This window comes from Thermoclostridium caenicola, assembly GCF_900142095.1.
Lineage (GTDB): Bacteria > Bacillota > Clostridia > DSM-8532 > DSM-8532 > Thermoclostridium_A > Thermoclostridium_A caenicola.
On record NZ_FQZP01000004.1, the window covers coordinates 104,034 to 116,743 of the forward strand.

At 52.9% G+C, this 12,710-nt stretch carries 13 protein-coding genes; all 13 read left to right on the forward strand.

All coding sequences use genetic code 11. The features are described 5' to 3' along the window. The first annotated feature begins 3 nt into the window (after nucleotides 1-3). Entirely contained in the window at nucleotides 4-966 is a 963-nt protein-coding gene (locus tag F3H12_RS02415) for a ribose-phosphate diphosphokinase (protein ID WP_149677754.1), read from the forward strand. An 11-nt stretch (nucleotides 967-977) separates the two neighbouring features. Next, nucleotides 978-1,538 carry an aminoacyl-tRNA hydrolase gene (pth, locus tag F3H12_RS02420; protein WP_149677755.1) on the forward strand — a complete coding sequence of 187 codons (561 nt, stop codon included), beginning with the start codon at nucleotides 978-980 and terminating at the stop codon, nucleotides 1,536-1,538. A 5-nt stretch (nucleotides 1,539-1,543) separates the two neighbouring features. Continuing rightward, nucleotides 1,544-5,056, forward strand: coding sequence for a transcription-repair coupling factor (gene mfd / locus F3H12_RS02425; protein ID WP_149677756.1), 3,513 nt, complete (start codon nucleotides 1,544-1,546; stop codon nucleotides 5,054-5,056). Nucleotides 5,057-5,124: 68 nt separating this feature from the next. Continuing rightward, nucleotides 5,125-6,276 carry a peptidylprolyl isomerase gene (locus F3H12_RS02430; protein ID WP_149677757.1) on the forward strand — a complete coding sequence of 384 codons (1,152 nt, stop codon included), beginning with the start codon at nucleotides 5,125-5,127 and terminating at the stop codon, nucleotides 6,274-6,276. Nucleotides 6,277-6,434: 158 nt separating this feature from the next. Beyond that, nucleotides 6,435-7,577, forward strand: a complete 1,143-nt coding sequence (gene spoIIIAA / locus F3H12_RS02435; protein ID WP_188118327.1) for a stage III sporulation protein AA — start codon at nucleotides 6,435-6,437, stop codon at nucleotides 7,575-7,577. Further along, nucleotides 7,459-7,923, forward strand: a complete 465-nt coding sequence (locus tag F3H12_RS02440; RefSeq protein ID WP_243133167.1) for a stage III sporulation protein AB — start codon at nucleotides 7,459-7,461, stop codon at nucleotides 7,921-7,923. The genes spoIIIAA and F3H12_RS02440 overlap by 119 nt, the downstream gene beginning before the upstream one ends. A 10-nt stretch (nucleotides 7,924-7,933) precedes the next feature. Continuing rightward, nucleotides 7,934-8,128 carry a stage III sporulation protein AC gene (gene spoIIIAC, locus F3H12_RS02445; RefSeq protein WP_149677760.1) on the forward strand — a complete coding sequence of 65 codons (195 nt, stop codon included), beginning with the start codon at nucleotides 7,934-7,936 and terminating at the stop codon, nucleotides 8,126-8,128. A 45-nt stretch (nucleotides 8,129-8,173) separates the two neighbouring features. Next, nucleotides 8,174-8,563 (forward strand): SpoIIIAC/SpoIIIAD family protein, encoded by a 390-nt coding sequence (locus F3H12_RS02450; RefSeq protein ID WP_149677761.1) that lies wholly within the window; start codon nucleotides 8,174-8,176, stop codon nucleotides 8,561-8,563. Next, nucleotides 8,560-9,786: a stage III sporulation protein AE gene (locus F3H12_RS02455; protein WP_149677762.1), complete on the forward strand. Its 1,227-nt coding sequence runs from the start codon at nucleotides 8,560-8,562 to the stop codon at nucleotides 9,784-9,786. The genes F3H12_RS02450 and F3H12_RS02455 overlap by 4 nt, the downstream gene beginning before the upstream one ends. Nucleotides 9,787-9,813: 27 nt before the next feature. Further along, entirely contained in the window at nucleotides 9,814-10,371 is a 558-nt protein-coding gene (locus tag F3H12_RS02460) for a stage III sporulation protein AF (RefSeq protein ID WP_149677763.1), read from the forward strand. A 5-nt stretch (nucleotides 10,372-10,376) separates the two neighbouring features. Continuing rightward, the gene (locus F3H12_RS02465) at nucleotides 10,377-10,970 is read left to right on the forward strand and encodes a stage III sporulation protein AG (RefSeq protein ID WP_149677764.1); all 594 of its coding nucleotides are present in this window, start codon (nucleotides 10,377-10,379) and stop codon (nucleotides 10,968-10,970) included. A gap of 28 nt (nucleotides 10,971-10,998) precedes the next feature. Next, nucleotides 10,999-11,634 carry a SpoIIIAH-like family protein gene (locus F3H12_RS02470; RefSeq protein ID WP_149677765.1) on the forward strand — a complete coding sequence of 212 codons (636 nt, stop codon included), beginning with the start codon at nucleotides 10,999-11,001 and terminating at the stop codon, nucleotides 11,632-11,634. 69 nt (nucleotides 11,635-11,703) lie between these two features. After that, nucleotides 11,704-12,710 (forward strand): ISL3 family transposase (locus F3H12_RS02475; protein ID WP_149677766.1); only part of this gene is annotated, 1,007 nt, incomplete at its 3' end.

Consider the following 12,710-nt stretch of genomic DNA (forward strand, 5'->3'; position numbering starts at 1 on the left):
GCTATGAATCTTCACGGTAAGGACATCAAAATCTTTGCGGGCAATTCCAACCGGGAACTGGCCGAAGAGATTGCCCAAAAGATCGGCCTGCCATTAGGTGCTTCCGTGGTGGGACATTTCAGCGACGGCGAAACAGCCATCAGCATCAACGAACCGGTCAGGGGTTCCGATGTTTTCATCATCCAGTCCACCAGCGCACCGGTCAACGATAACCTGGTGGAGCTGCTGATCATGATAGACGCGATGAAGCGTGCATCTGCGGGTCGGATTACCGCTGTCATGCCCTATTTCGGCTATGCACGCCAGGACCGGAAAGCCAAGGCCAGGGACCCCATTTCTGCAAAGCTGGTGGCCAATCTTCTCACCACAGCCGGTGCCGACAGGATCCTTACCATGGATCTTCATGTGCCGCAGTTGCAGGGCTTCTTTGACATTCCTGTGGATCACCTGCAGGGTTCCCCGATTTTGGCCAGGTACTTCCTGGAGAAGTTCCAGGGGAAGGTTGACGATGTGGTGGTTGTGTCCCCAGATGTGGGGAGCGTGGGAAGATCCAGAAGGTTCGCGGAAAAGATGGAAGTTCCGCTTGCCATCATCGACAAGAGGCGTCCGAAGGCCAATGTCTGCGAGATCATGAACATCATCGGCGATGTCAGGGGAAAGCGGGCCATCCTGGTGGATGATCTGATAGACACGGCCGGCACGGTGGTCAATGCGGCCAACGCCCTGGCCGACATGGGCGCTACAGAAGTTTATGCCTGCTGTACCCATGGGGTGCTTTCAGGACCGGCCATCGACAGGATCAGGACCTCGGTCATCAAAGAGGTGGTGGTCCTCAATACCATCCAGATCCCCAAAGAAAAGCGCATCAATAAGCTGACAATCCTTTCGGTGGGCGATGTTTTTGCGGAAGCCATTGAAAGGATATATGGCGACATATCCATTTCCACAATCTTTACGCAACTGTAGAGGAGTATGCCATGTTTATCATAGCCGGGCTCGGAAATCCGGGTCCCCGTTACCAAATGACCAGACATAATGTGGGTTTTGAGACCATTGATTACCTGGCGGCCCTGTACCGGCTGACCCAGTTCAAATCCAAACACAAAGCCCTGGTATCCGAAGGCATGATGCAGGGCAAGAAGGTGATGCTGGTCAAGCCGCAGACCTTTATGAACAACAGCGGTGAATCATTGGCGGAGATCCTCGGCTATTACAAGGCCGAACCGACTCAACTCATCGTGATTTACGACGATATCGATCTGGAACCGGGCAAGATCCGCATAAGGGCCAAGGGCGGCCCGGGAACCCATAATGGCATGCGGTCGATTGTCAGCCACCTGAATACCGAGGACTTTCCCAGGGTCAGAATAGGAATCGGCAAGCCCGATCCGCAGATAGACCTGGCCGATTATGTGCTGGGCAGGTTCACGCCGGAGGAAAGGGCGCTGGTCAATGAGGCCATTGAGAAGGCAGCCCTTGCTGTGGCTACCATGGTTTGCGCCTCGGTAGAAGTGGCCATGGGAAAATATAACGGATGAGTCAGATGAAGCTACTGAATTCCCTTTTGTCTGTATCGGCCCGATTAAGGGAGATAACCGGAAAGATACGACCCGGTGCCGAACTTCTGGTATCCGGGATTTCCGATTCACAAAAACGGCATCTCGCCTGGTGGGCGGCCTGTGAAACCGGTATGAAGGGCATTTATGTGGCCTGGAACGAAATGCAGGCCCGGCAGGCCCTGGCGGACCTGTCCTGGCTTACCGGGGATCGGGCCGTCTATTTGCCCTGCCGTGAAATCATGCTCTATGATGTGGAAGCCAGGAGCTTCGAACAAACCTATGACCGGATCACAGCCCTGATGCGGATCCTGGAAGGCGACTACGACTTTGTGGTAACCTCGACGGAAGCGCTGCTTCACCGGCTTATGCCGCCCGATCAGCTGGCCCGGTATGTGCTGGAGCTTAAAATCGGCCAGCAGACAGCCATCGAGTCCCTGGAAGAAAAGCTTCTGGAGATGGGATATGAGCGGGTGGAAAAGGTTGAGGGAAAAGCCCAGTATGCCGTACGGGGCGGTATCCTGGACATTTTCCCCATCAATGCGGAGCTGCCGGCCCGCGTTGAATTCTTTGACATCGAAGTGGATTCCATCCGGGCTTTTTCGCCTGAAACCCAGCGTTCCATCCAGACCCTTGATCAGCTCACGGTATATCCCGCCAGGGAGATCATCTATACCCGCAGTCAAATCCCCGATATTACCCGACGCATCCAGGAAGCCCTGGACAGGACCCTCCGGAAGGTTTCCCAGGATATTCGGCCCCTGCTTTCGAAGAACATCGGCCGGTACCTGGAAAAACTGCAGGACAGCCATTATTTTGCCGGGGTGGACAAATTCATTCCCTTCCTCCTGGACAGGAAGGCCGATCTTTTTGAATATACAGGTGACGGGCATCTGCTGTTTTTTGAAGAGCCCGCAAGAACCCGCGAGCGGATGGAAAACGGACAGGAGGAACTCCACAGCCTGTGCGATGTCCTCACAGAAAAGGGCATGGTCCTGGGCGAGACCTATGATCTGCTTTTTGATGCCAACACCATCCTGGAGTCGGCGGGTAGGCACCCGGTTGTAACCCTTGCCTCCCTTGAGGATGCCGGGCTTCTTTCACCACAGCCCGCGGTCCGTTGCCACGTCAATGGTTCCAGCATCAGTCCCTATATCGGCAAGATGGACTTGCTCTTTGATGATATCCGGGATTGGGCTGAGGGTGGATTCAGGATATTCATCCTGGTTTCCCGGGAGGACCGGATCGGGCGGATGCTGGAGGAGCTTCGGGAAAAAGGGATCCCTGCAGCCGATGCCACGCGTTTTGAAGCCTGGCCGGAAGGGTTTTCCGTTGTGGTGGGATCCGGCAGTCTCCAAAGCGGTTTTGCCTACCGTGATGAAAAGCTTGTGGTGGTGACCGAGAGCGACATCTCGGCCAAAAGCGTGAAGAAACCGCGAAAGAGCGCCACGGCGCGCGGCAGACGCATTGAAACCTATACCGACCTTAAACCCGGAGACTATGTGGTTCACCAGGCCCATGGCATAGGCATCTATCAGGGCATGGAGCAACTGACGGTGGAAGGGATCCGGCGGGACTACCTGAAGGTGGCCTACCGGGACGGCGGGTTGCTTTTCATCCCGACCACCCATATGGATCTCATCCAGAAATATGTGGGCTCGGAAGGCCGTGAGCCCAGGCTGAACAAACTGGGCGGAACCGAGTGGGTCAAGACCAAGAAACGGGTCAAGGAATCCCTTAAGGAACTGGCCGCATCCCTCATCAAGCTCCAGGCCGAGAGAAAGAGCATGAAGGGTTATGCCTTTGCTCCCGACACGGTCTGGCAAAAGCAGTTTGAAGATGCCTTTCCCTACGAGGAGACCCCGGATCAGCTCAGGTGTGTTGAGGAAATCAAGCGGGACATGGAATCGGAGATCATCATGGACCGGCTGCTGTGCGGGGATGTGGGCTACGGCAAGACCGAGGTGGCGCTGCGTGCCGCTTTCAAGGCGGTCATGGACGGAAAACAGGTGGCCTTCCTGGTGCCTACCACCGTCCTGTGTGCCCAGCATTATGAGAACTTCAAGAAACGCTTTTCCGGATTTCCCGTGCGCGTTGAGATGCTGAGCCGCTTCAGGACCGACGCGGAGCAGCGAGCCATCCTCCGCGACCTGAAAGCCGGCCGGATTGATATCATTGTGGGAACCCACATGCTTCTTTCGGAGGAAGTTAAGTTCAGGGATCTGGGACTTTTGGTGGTGGATGAGGAGCAGCGATTCGGCGTGGCCCACAAGGAAACCATCAAGAGCCGATATCCCCATGTGGATACCCTTACCCTTTCGGCTACGCCCATACCAAGAACACTGAACATGTCCCTGATGGGCATACGCGATATCAGCACCATCGAGGATCCGCCGGAACACCGTTATCCTGTCCAGACCTATGTGGTGGAGTACCGGGATGATATTGTCCGGGACGCCATTCACCGGGAACTGTCGCGCGACGGGCAGGTTTTCTACCTATACAACAGGGTTCGCGGCATCCAGTCGAAGGCTGCCCATATCCAGAAGCTCGTTCCGGAAGCCCGTGTCGGTTTTGCCCACGGCCAGATGAGCGAGAGGGAACTGGAACAGGTGATACAGTCCTTCGTTGAAAAGGAATTTGATGTACTGGTTTGCACCACCATCATCGAGTCGGGCATTGACATGCCGAATGTGAACACCATTATCGTGGAAGATTCGGACAGGCTTGGGCTTTCCCAACTCTACCAGCTACGGGGAAGAGTGGGCCGTTCCAGCCGCCTGGCCTATGCCTACCTGACCTACAAGCGGGATAAGGCCCTCAACGAGATCGCCGAAAAGCGCCTGAAGGCCATCCGGGAGTTCACCGAGTTCGGCTCGGGCTTCAAGATAGCCATGCGGGATCTGCAGATCCGCGGAGCCGGAAACCTCCTGGGCCCGGAACAGCACGGCCATATGGAAACAGTGGGTTATGACATGTACTTAAGGCTTCTTGATGAAGCGATTGCCGAGATGAAGGGAGAACCCACGAAGCGCGCCAATATTGAAACCAGTGTGGAGTTCAAGGTTCCGGCCCACATCGATGCCCGGTACATTCCCGATGAGGATCAGCGGATTGACATGTATAAGTCCATCGCGTCGGTTGAAAATGAGGACGAAGCCATGGATATATGCGATGAGCTCATCGACCGGTACGGGGATATCCCTGAGGAGACCCGGAACCTGATCGATATTGCCCTGATTAAGAACATGGCCGTATCCCTCGGGTTCAGTTCCGTCAAGGAAAAAGACAATATGGTGATCCTGAGCTATGCTGAACAGACAGCCATCGACCCGAAGGTGATAGGGGAGATCATCGGAAAATGGCGTGGTCGCCTGATGTTCAGCGCGGGTCGGCAGCCCTACCTGTCCTATCGGGTCAAAAGCGATGAAAAACGCGATTTGCTGAGGAATATTAAGATTCTATTACATGATATGGTGAAATTGCAGTCGTCCCACTGATTGTTTATAATAATGTTTGTACAGTGGGGCAAAATAGTTAGGCCGACTCGTATTAAAGGGTGGGATTTATGGATAAAAAGAGAAAAAACGATCAGGGCAGCAGGAAGAAAAAACTGATCCGAACTAAACGGGAGGCTATGATTATCAGAACGGTGACAATTCTGATCCTGGTCATAGCCGCTTTTTTGATTTGGTATCTGATTGATTCCCGCAGCTATGTGGCTACCGTTGCCGGACGGCGGATCATGAAATATGAGTATGAATTTCTGCTGCGCCAGCAAATTCTGAAGACTGAGCAGGATTGGGGCATATCGGGCAAGTCCGATGCAGAAAAAGAACAATACTGGCTGAAAACCGAAGGCGGGCAGAACCCCTGGGAAACCGCCAAGAATGAAACGCTCAACACCTCAAAGAAATATATGATTCAGCTCATCAAGGCCAAAGAAATGGGTATTACCGTGGACAGCAGCGTGCGAAGCGAGGTCAACAGAACCCTCCTGGCCTATCAGCAGCAACTGAATGCTTCAGACAGCGACTTTGCCAGATGGGTGGAGCAATCCACCGGGGTGACTCTGGATCAGTACAGGAAGATCCTCGAGAGAACCAAGGTCAACGAAAAATTCAGAAACGAATACATCAAGCAAAACTATACGCCGCCGGAGATCACCGAAGAGGAAATCCGGGCGGAGTATGAAAAAAACGGCGAGCTGTACGACAGCGCCGATATCCGCTACGTTTATCTCAAAAAGTTTGACGAAAACGGAACAACCCTGCCCCAGGATCAGATAGACGCCAAGATGGCCAAAGCCATGGAAGTCCTGGAAAAGATCAAGAAGGGCGAGGATATGGACACCTTAATCGCCAACTATTCCGAGGAGAGTTCGGATGATTCCGATGAGGAACGGGGCAAGGCCACCGTCAACAGCAGTTCCTACCTGCAGCTGCCCTATTTCAAGGACCTGTTCGATTTTGCCCTTGAGGGGAAAGCCGGCGACGCGGATATCGTGGATACCGACATGGTCATCTTCGTCGTGCGGATTGACAAGCACACGGAGTTTGATGATGTGAAAAACACGGTGAAATCCTACCTGGAAGCCTCAAAGGAGGCTGAATGGTACAACAGCGAACTGGATAAGTGGAGCAGCGATACCCGTTTCAACATCATCAAGAACGATGTGGTTTATGACGCCATTACCTATCAGAACTACCGGAAGAAATAATTTTCCCGCTCATGGCACATTCCGGTTCCTGCAATGAACGAAAAACCGTTGTTCAGAAGAACAGCGGTTTTTTTATACATATCGTTCCGTTCATGCGCATAAATTTAAGCATGTCCCCACGTCCAAAACGGACGGTTCACAAAAGAAGGTTGATCGGTATGGAAAAGGTACGCCATCTTCACGCTTTGGACCGAATCAGTTCCTATCTGCCCGACAGGCTGAAAAGGGTTGTCAGCCGGATGGATCCTGGGAAAGCGGCTGGGCTGGAAGAGCTCAGGATAAATGCTGAGATGCCTCTCGTGGGAGTTTTCAGCGGGTTTGACTGCTTTATTGCGGCAGACGGTTCCTTCACATGCCGGCATGATCAGGCCTTCCGAGTGGGCCGTGAAGAGGTTGAGGAACTTTTCTACAGGTTATGCGAGCATTCGGTATATGCTTACCAGGACGATATCGCCCGGGGTTTTCTGACCCTCAAAGGGGGCTATCGGGCGGGTATCTGCGGCAAAGCGGTCTACCAGGGCCAAACCCTTAAGGGCTTTAAGGACATTTCCTCAATCTGCATCCGCATCCCCAGGGAACTCAAAGGATGCGCAGAGCCGATCTTTCCCTTTATCAGGGCCGGAAGGCACGATATCTGCAATACTCTGGTCATCTCACCGCCCAGGTGCGGGAAAACCACCCTGCTGAGGGATCTGTGCCGAATCATCAGCACCGGTTCCGAAGCAGCGGATTTTGCCGGGCTGCGGACTGTTATCGTGGACGAGCGTTCCGAGATCGCGGCCTGTTACAGGGGGGTTCCGCAGAATGACTGCGGCCCGAGGACCGATGTTCTGGATGGCTGCAGAAAGGCGGAGGGTATTGAGATGGCGCTGCGCGGCTTATCCCCGGCGGTCATCGTGGTGGATGAGCTGGGGACCGGGCAGGATGCGGAGAGCATCAAAATGGCATGGAATGCGGGCGCGAGGATTGTGGCAACAGCCCATGCCTATGACATCAACGATCTCAGGGAGCGGCTGGGATTTGGCATCCTGATTGGGGAAGGCGGATTTGAACGATACATCGTTCTGGGAATACGGAACGGGTCAAGGTGGGTAAAGGTGTCGGATGCTTATGGGAACAGGCTATACAGTGATCAGGCTTTTAGGATGCCTGATGGTGTTTTTCGGGTGCACAGCCATGGGGCTGAAATGTTCCGCGAAGCTGAAAGCCAGGCAGCTTGCACTTCAGAAGTTCAGGGACATCCTGCTGTTCCTGGAGAACGAGATGTGCGTAATGGGGAAACCGTTGAACAAGGCTTTTGAAAGCCTTGGCAAGGGAAATTACGGAGGGGTCTGGGTACCTTTGTTCAACCGCTCGGGAAGCCTTCTCCAGGAGCAAATCCTCGATGCGGGAAATGCCTGGAGAATCGCTTTGGAAGAAACGGCAGCCGCCCTCCCGCTGGCGCAGGAAGATATTGACCTTCTCCGGGACTTTGGAGAACTGCTCGGAAAGTCTGACCGGGACATGCAGCATGCGGTTCTGGCCATGGAGAAGGAAAAAGTGTCGGCCCTGGAAAGGAAGGCAAAAGAGGAAGCGGAGACAACCGGCAAACTGTATCGGAATCTTGGGGCGCTTCTCGGTGCCGCAGCGGTTATTCTTCTGATATAGGAGTAATGCCATGGATGTGGATCTGATTTTCAAAATTGCAGCCATAGGTATTCTGGTATCCATCCTGAATATTGTGCTGAACAAGTCCGGCAGGGAAGAACAGGCCATGATGACCACGCTGGCCGGTCTTGTCGTTGTTCTGATGCTGGTGGTCAGGGAGATTGCCAACCTGTTTGATACCGTGAAGGCGCTGTTCGGGTTCTGATTCGGGACAGCCCTGACTCAAAACGCTGAAGGTGATGTTGCAGCCATGGAAACCGAATTGATCAGGATTGCGGGCATCGGTATAGTGGGTGCTCTCCTTGCCGTTGTCGTTTCGGAAAAAAAGCCCGAGATGGGCATGCTCATCGGGCTGGCCTTTGGCGTGCTGGCGTTGGTGCTGGTGGCCGGCAAAGCCGGTGCCGTTATCCAGCTCATCAATGAAAGCGTCAGAAAGTCCGGCATTGATGCGGATCTCATCGTACCGATCCTGAAAGTCACAGGCATGGCCTATATCACACAGTTTGCCGTGGACGCCTGCCGGGATGCCGGCCAGAACGGTATCGCATCCAAGATCGAAATAGCCGGTAAGATCATGATGCTGGCTGTGGCGGTCCCCCTTGCCACAGCGCTGATTAAGATGGTGACAACCATTCTGTGAAGATTCGGGTGAATGCGGCAATGGCACGGGCGTCGGGAATGTTTTTGAAGTCCATCAAGCGGGCAGGTCTGCTCTTCCTGGTTCTGGCGTGGTTGGCTCTTCCTCAGGCCGTTTATGCGGAAGACGCCCTCCAGGACAGCAGGTTCCGTGAGCAGATCCTGAATGGACAGCTGAAAAATGAAGAGGTCCGAAACGTCCGGGATGCGGTGGACCGGGCCCTGAAGGATATCAAGGAACTGGATTATGATTTCAGCGTGGACCGGATCCTGGAGGACGCGGCCAAAGGGATGCCCATGAATCGCTTAAATGGCCTTCCTTCTGCCTTACTGGGACTATTGGGAAAGGAATTCAGGGCAAATGTTTTGCTGATGCTGGAGCTGTTTGCTGTCATGCTGCTGGCGGCTGTGCTTAAGGGGCTCCAGCCTAAGGAAGGCGGGCTGTCCGGTGAGGCCGTGAAGCTGGCCGTTAACGGGGCGCTGGCCGTCATGGCGGCAGCCAGTTTCGGCAGCATCGTACGGCTGGCCCAGGGAACCATCGAATCCATGCAGATCCTTGCGTCTGTCGCCATGCCGGCCATGTATGCCATGATGGCGGCTTCCGGACAGGTGGTTTCGGCGACGGCCCTTCAGCCGCTGGTCCTGGCCGGTGTCAACACGACATGCCACCTGTTCAGGAACATTTTTCTGCCATTGACCGTCATGGCTGGCGTCCTGTTCCTTGTGGACAGCATCTCGGACAGGTTTAAACTGAAAAACCTTGCAAAACTGCTCAAGACCATTGCCGTCTGGGCAACCGGAGCCATAACGCTGATTTTCTCCATAGCCGTCAACATACAGAAGATATCGGGAAGCGCAGTGGATGCGGCAGCCGTGAAAACCGCCAAGTTTGCCATCGGCACATTGGTGCCTGTAGCGGGCAAGAACATGTCCGATGCGGCAGAGACCATCCTGGCATGCACCCAGGCCGTCAGAAATGCGGCAGGCGTGGTCACGGTTATCGGGCTTGGCATCCTCTTTGCCGTGCCGTTCATCAAGATGGTGGTCATCATGCTGGTATATCGCCTCATAGCCGCCTTTGGCGCACCTCTGAGCGATGAGGGTATCTGCGGCGCCCTGGAAGACGCAGCCGGGTGCATGTCCGTCATGATAGGCATTATGGGCGCTTCCCTGTTTGTGCTCATCCTGCTGACCGGAACGCTGATGAGCAGTACAGGATTTGCCTGAGAAACGCAAAGAGGAGGCTGAGGCACGTTGGATAACCTGAGGGTGTGGATCATCAGCCTTATAGCCATTTCGGTCATATGCTCCCTGATTGAAAAGCTTGCGCCGGAAGGGAGCCTGAATAAATATGTGAAGCTGGTTTGCGGCCTGGTTGTCGCCATTGTGATTGCCGGACCTGTCATCAGGTTCCTGGGAGGCGATTTCAGGATACAGGAGGTGGCATGGCATGATTATCTGACCCTGTCAAAAGGCGAAATGGAGAAAAGGATACGGCGGCTGGAAGAGGAAGAGGCCGGACAGCTGCTGGAGATATACAGACAGACCTTGATTTCGGATGTGAAGTACCGTTTTCAGGGAGAAAAGGATTTCAGGGTAATCGGCGCGGACGTGGTCCTCCAGGGGAACAGCCGAAGCGATGACTTTGGTGCCATAAGGGAGCTGTATATCAAGGTAGGGCCCCCTGAGGACAACGAAAATGCGGTTTTCACCGGTTCCATGGAAAACAGGATCAAGACCGGGTTGTCCCAGGCGCTGGCTATCGAGCCGGACAGGATTGTTGTGGACAGCAGCATCTTTGAAGGAAGGTGATGGGCATGAAAAAGCTGGTGTCCTTCTTCATGAAGGACGGGAAAGAGGGGGAGAAAAAGAAATTAACCACATTTGAAAATCTGGTCATAATTGTGGTGGTCGGCGTAATAATCATCTTAGCGGGTGGATTTTTTGCAAGGCCGCAAAGCCCGGAGAACGGGCCGCGGGCATCGGTCCAGGATCCGGCTGCAGGCGAAACATGGGCAAGGAGTTCCAAGCTGTATGACGAAGACATCATCATAAACCTCGAGCAGCGGCTGGCCAACCTGCTCTCCCAGGTGGAGGGGGCCGGCAAGGTGGAGGTCATGATCTACGCGGATTCCAGCAGTGAAATGGTGCCTGCCTATAATGACCAGCTGGACAGCAGGAGCAGTGAGGATACCGGGAGAAAATCGCTTGAAAGCAGCGAAAGGCGGGAACTGGCATTATCGGGAAATGACGAGCCGGTTATCCTGAAAGTTGAGATCCCCGAGATAAAGGGCGTCGTGGTGGTGGCAGAAGGGGCTGACGATTTTCTCGTCAAACAGGAACTCAATAATGCCGTCTGCACGCTGCTGGGAGTTCCCGAACACCGGGTTCAGATATTGAAACACAAATAAACGGTATGCTTGATTTGGAGGGAAGGGTATGCAAAGAAAACAGATCATTGTTCTCGGGCTTGTACTGGTTATTATCGCTGTTGGCATATTGCAGTACAATACCGGTGGCGTAGGTGAATCGGGCAACTTCATGGATCCCGGCGACCTTGACATTGCCGATGCCAGCGCAGATCCGGAAGAAATCCCCGGGGCAGCTGTCTATGTTAAGGGAGAGGAGGATCCGGAACAGGCCGTGAATACATCAGCCGGGGCCAGCTCCAATGCCTATTCGGGGTATTTCGCCCAGGCCAGGATGGAGCGCGACAAGGCCAGAAGCAGGCAGAAAGAAGAACTCAAGGCTCTGGCAGAGAGCGGCGATACGTCCAATGAAGCCACCCTGCTGGCCCAGGAGAAACTGATGGATGTGATCAACCGGTGCGAAACCGAGAACACCATCGAAACCCTGATCAAGCAGAGGGGCTTTGACGATGCGCTGGTCTATATGAGCGATTCAGACTATATCGATGTCATCGTGAAAGCCAGCAGCCTTACCGATCAGCAGGTAGCCATCATCAGCGATATTGTAGTCCGCCATGCCCAGGTACCCATGGAAAACAGGTTCTATAATAAATGTTGGGGTGCCGAGGGACAGAAACTTCGGAACTCCAACATTTTTTGCAAATAAAGAGAGCATGGAGTGAAATCTCTAGTAAAATGTAGTTACTCACACCATCATTTTAAAGGAGAATCAACCATGCTCTACAAAGATTATACGCGAGAATTTATTGGATTTGAAGATGTAACTGTTACCTTCGCAGAAAGAAAGGACAATCAGTTCCACATTCATATGAAAATGAAGCGAAAAGCCCATAAGTGTCCCCGCTGTGGTCGGACTACGGAAAAGATTCACGATTACAGAGAACAACGAATTAAGGATATATCTTCATTTGGGAGCTATACTTTCATCCATCTGAGGAAACGACGCTATGTATGTCCTTCATGTAATAAAAGGTTTTATGAAGAGATACCTTTCCTGCCAAGATATCATCGGGTTACCAGTAGACTTATTGCCTTCATCATTAACTCCTTTAGAGAGGTTGTTTCTGTCAAGCATTTGGCTCGTTTGGCCAATGTTTCGCCAACGACAGCTGTAAGGGTATTTGATCACATTAAATACTCAAATAAGACCCTGCCGCGTGTACTCTCCATAGACGAATTCAGGGGCAATGCAGATGGAGAGAAATTTCAATGTATACTTACCGATCCTGAAAACAGAAAGGTTCTGGATATTCTCCCGAACAGGAAGAGTGAGGACTTGTACAGATACTTCTCACAGTTTAAAGACCGGAATAACGTCAAATATGTCGTTATGGATATGAGCGGTCCATATCGCAGTCTGGTCAAAACCGTATTCCCAAGAGCACAGATAATCGCTGATAAATATCATGTTGTCAGACAAGTGGCCTGGGCTTTTGAAAATGTGAGAAAGGCTGAGCAAAAAAAGTTCCATGAACAACGCAGAAAGTACTTTAAAAGGAGCCGAAAGCTGTTGCTAAAACACCCGGATAAGCTGACTCCAGATGAAGTTGACCAGGTAGAATCCATGTTGAGGATTTCGGAGCGATTAAGGCAGGCCTATGTTCTAAAGAATGAATTCTACAAGGTGATGGACTCCAAAAACAGTTATGAGGCAAAACAACGTCTGGCCAGATGGAACATGTTATTCTATGGATACAATCTTCCAGAGTTTAATGACTGCTT

Coding starts and splice junctions, on each gene's coding strand:
- F3H12_RS02415 (WP_149677754.1), top strand. CDS start 4: ATGAATCTTCACGGTAAGGACATCAAAATCTTTGCGGGCAATTCCAAC.
- pth (WP_149677755.1), top strand. CDS start 978: ATGTTTATCATAGCCGGGCTCGGAAATCCGGGTCCCCGTTACCAAATG.
- mfd (WP_149677756.1), top strand. CDS start 1,544: ATGAAGCTACTGAATTCCCTTTTGTCTGTATCGGCCCGATTAAGGGAG.
- F3H12_RS02430 (WP_149677757.1), top strand. CDS start 5,125: ATGGATAAAAAGAGAAAAAACGATCAGGGCAGCAGGAAGAAAAAACTG.
- spoIIIAA (WP_188118327.1), top strand. CDS start 6,435: ATGGAAAAGGTACGCCATCTTCACGCTTTGGACCGAATCAGTTCCTAT.
- spoIIIAC (WP_149677760.1), top strand. CDS start 7,934: ATGGATGTGGATCTGATTTTCAAAATTGCAGCCATAGGTATTCTGGTA.
- F3H12_RS02450 (WP_149677761.1), top strand. CDS start 8,174: ATGGAAACCGAATTGATCAGGATTGCGGGCATCGGTATAGTGGGTGCT.
- F3H12_RS02465 (WP_149677764.1), top strand. CDS start 10,377: ATGAAAAAGCTGGTGTCCTTCTTCATGAAGGACGGGAAAGAGGGGGAG.
- F3H12_RS02470 (WP_149677765.1), top strand. CDS start 10,999: ATGCAAAGAAAACAGATCATTGTTCTCGGGCTTGTACTGGTTATTATC.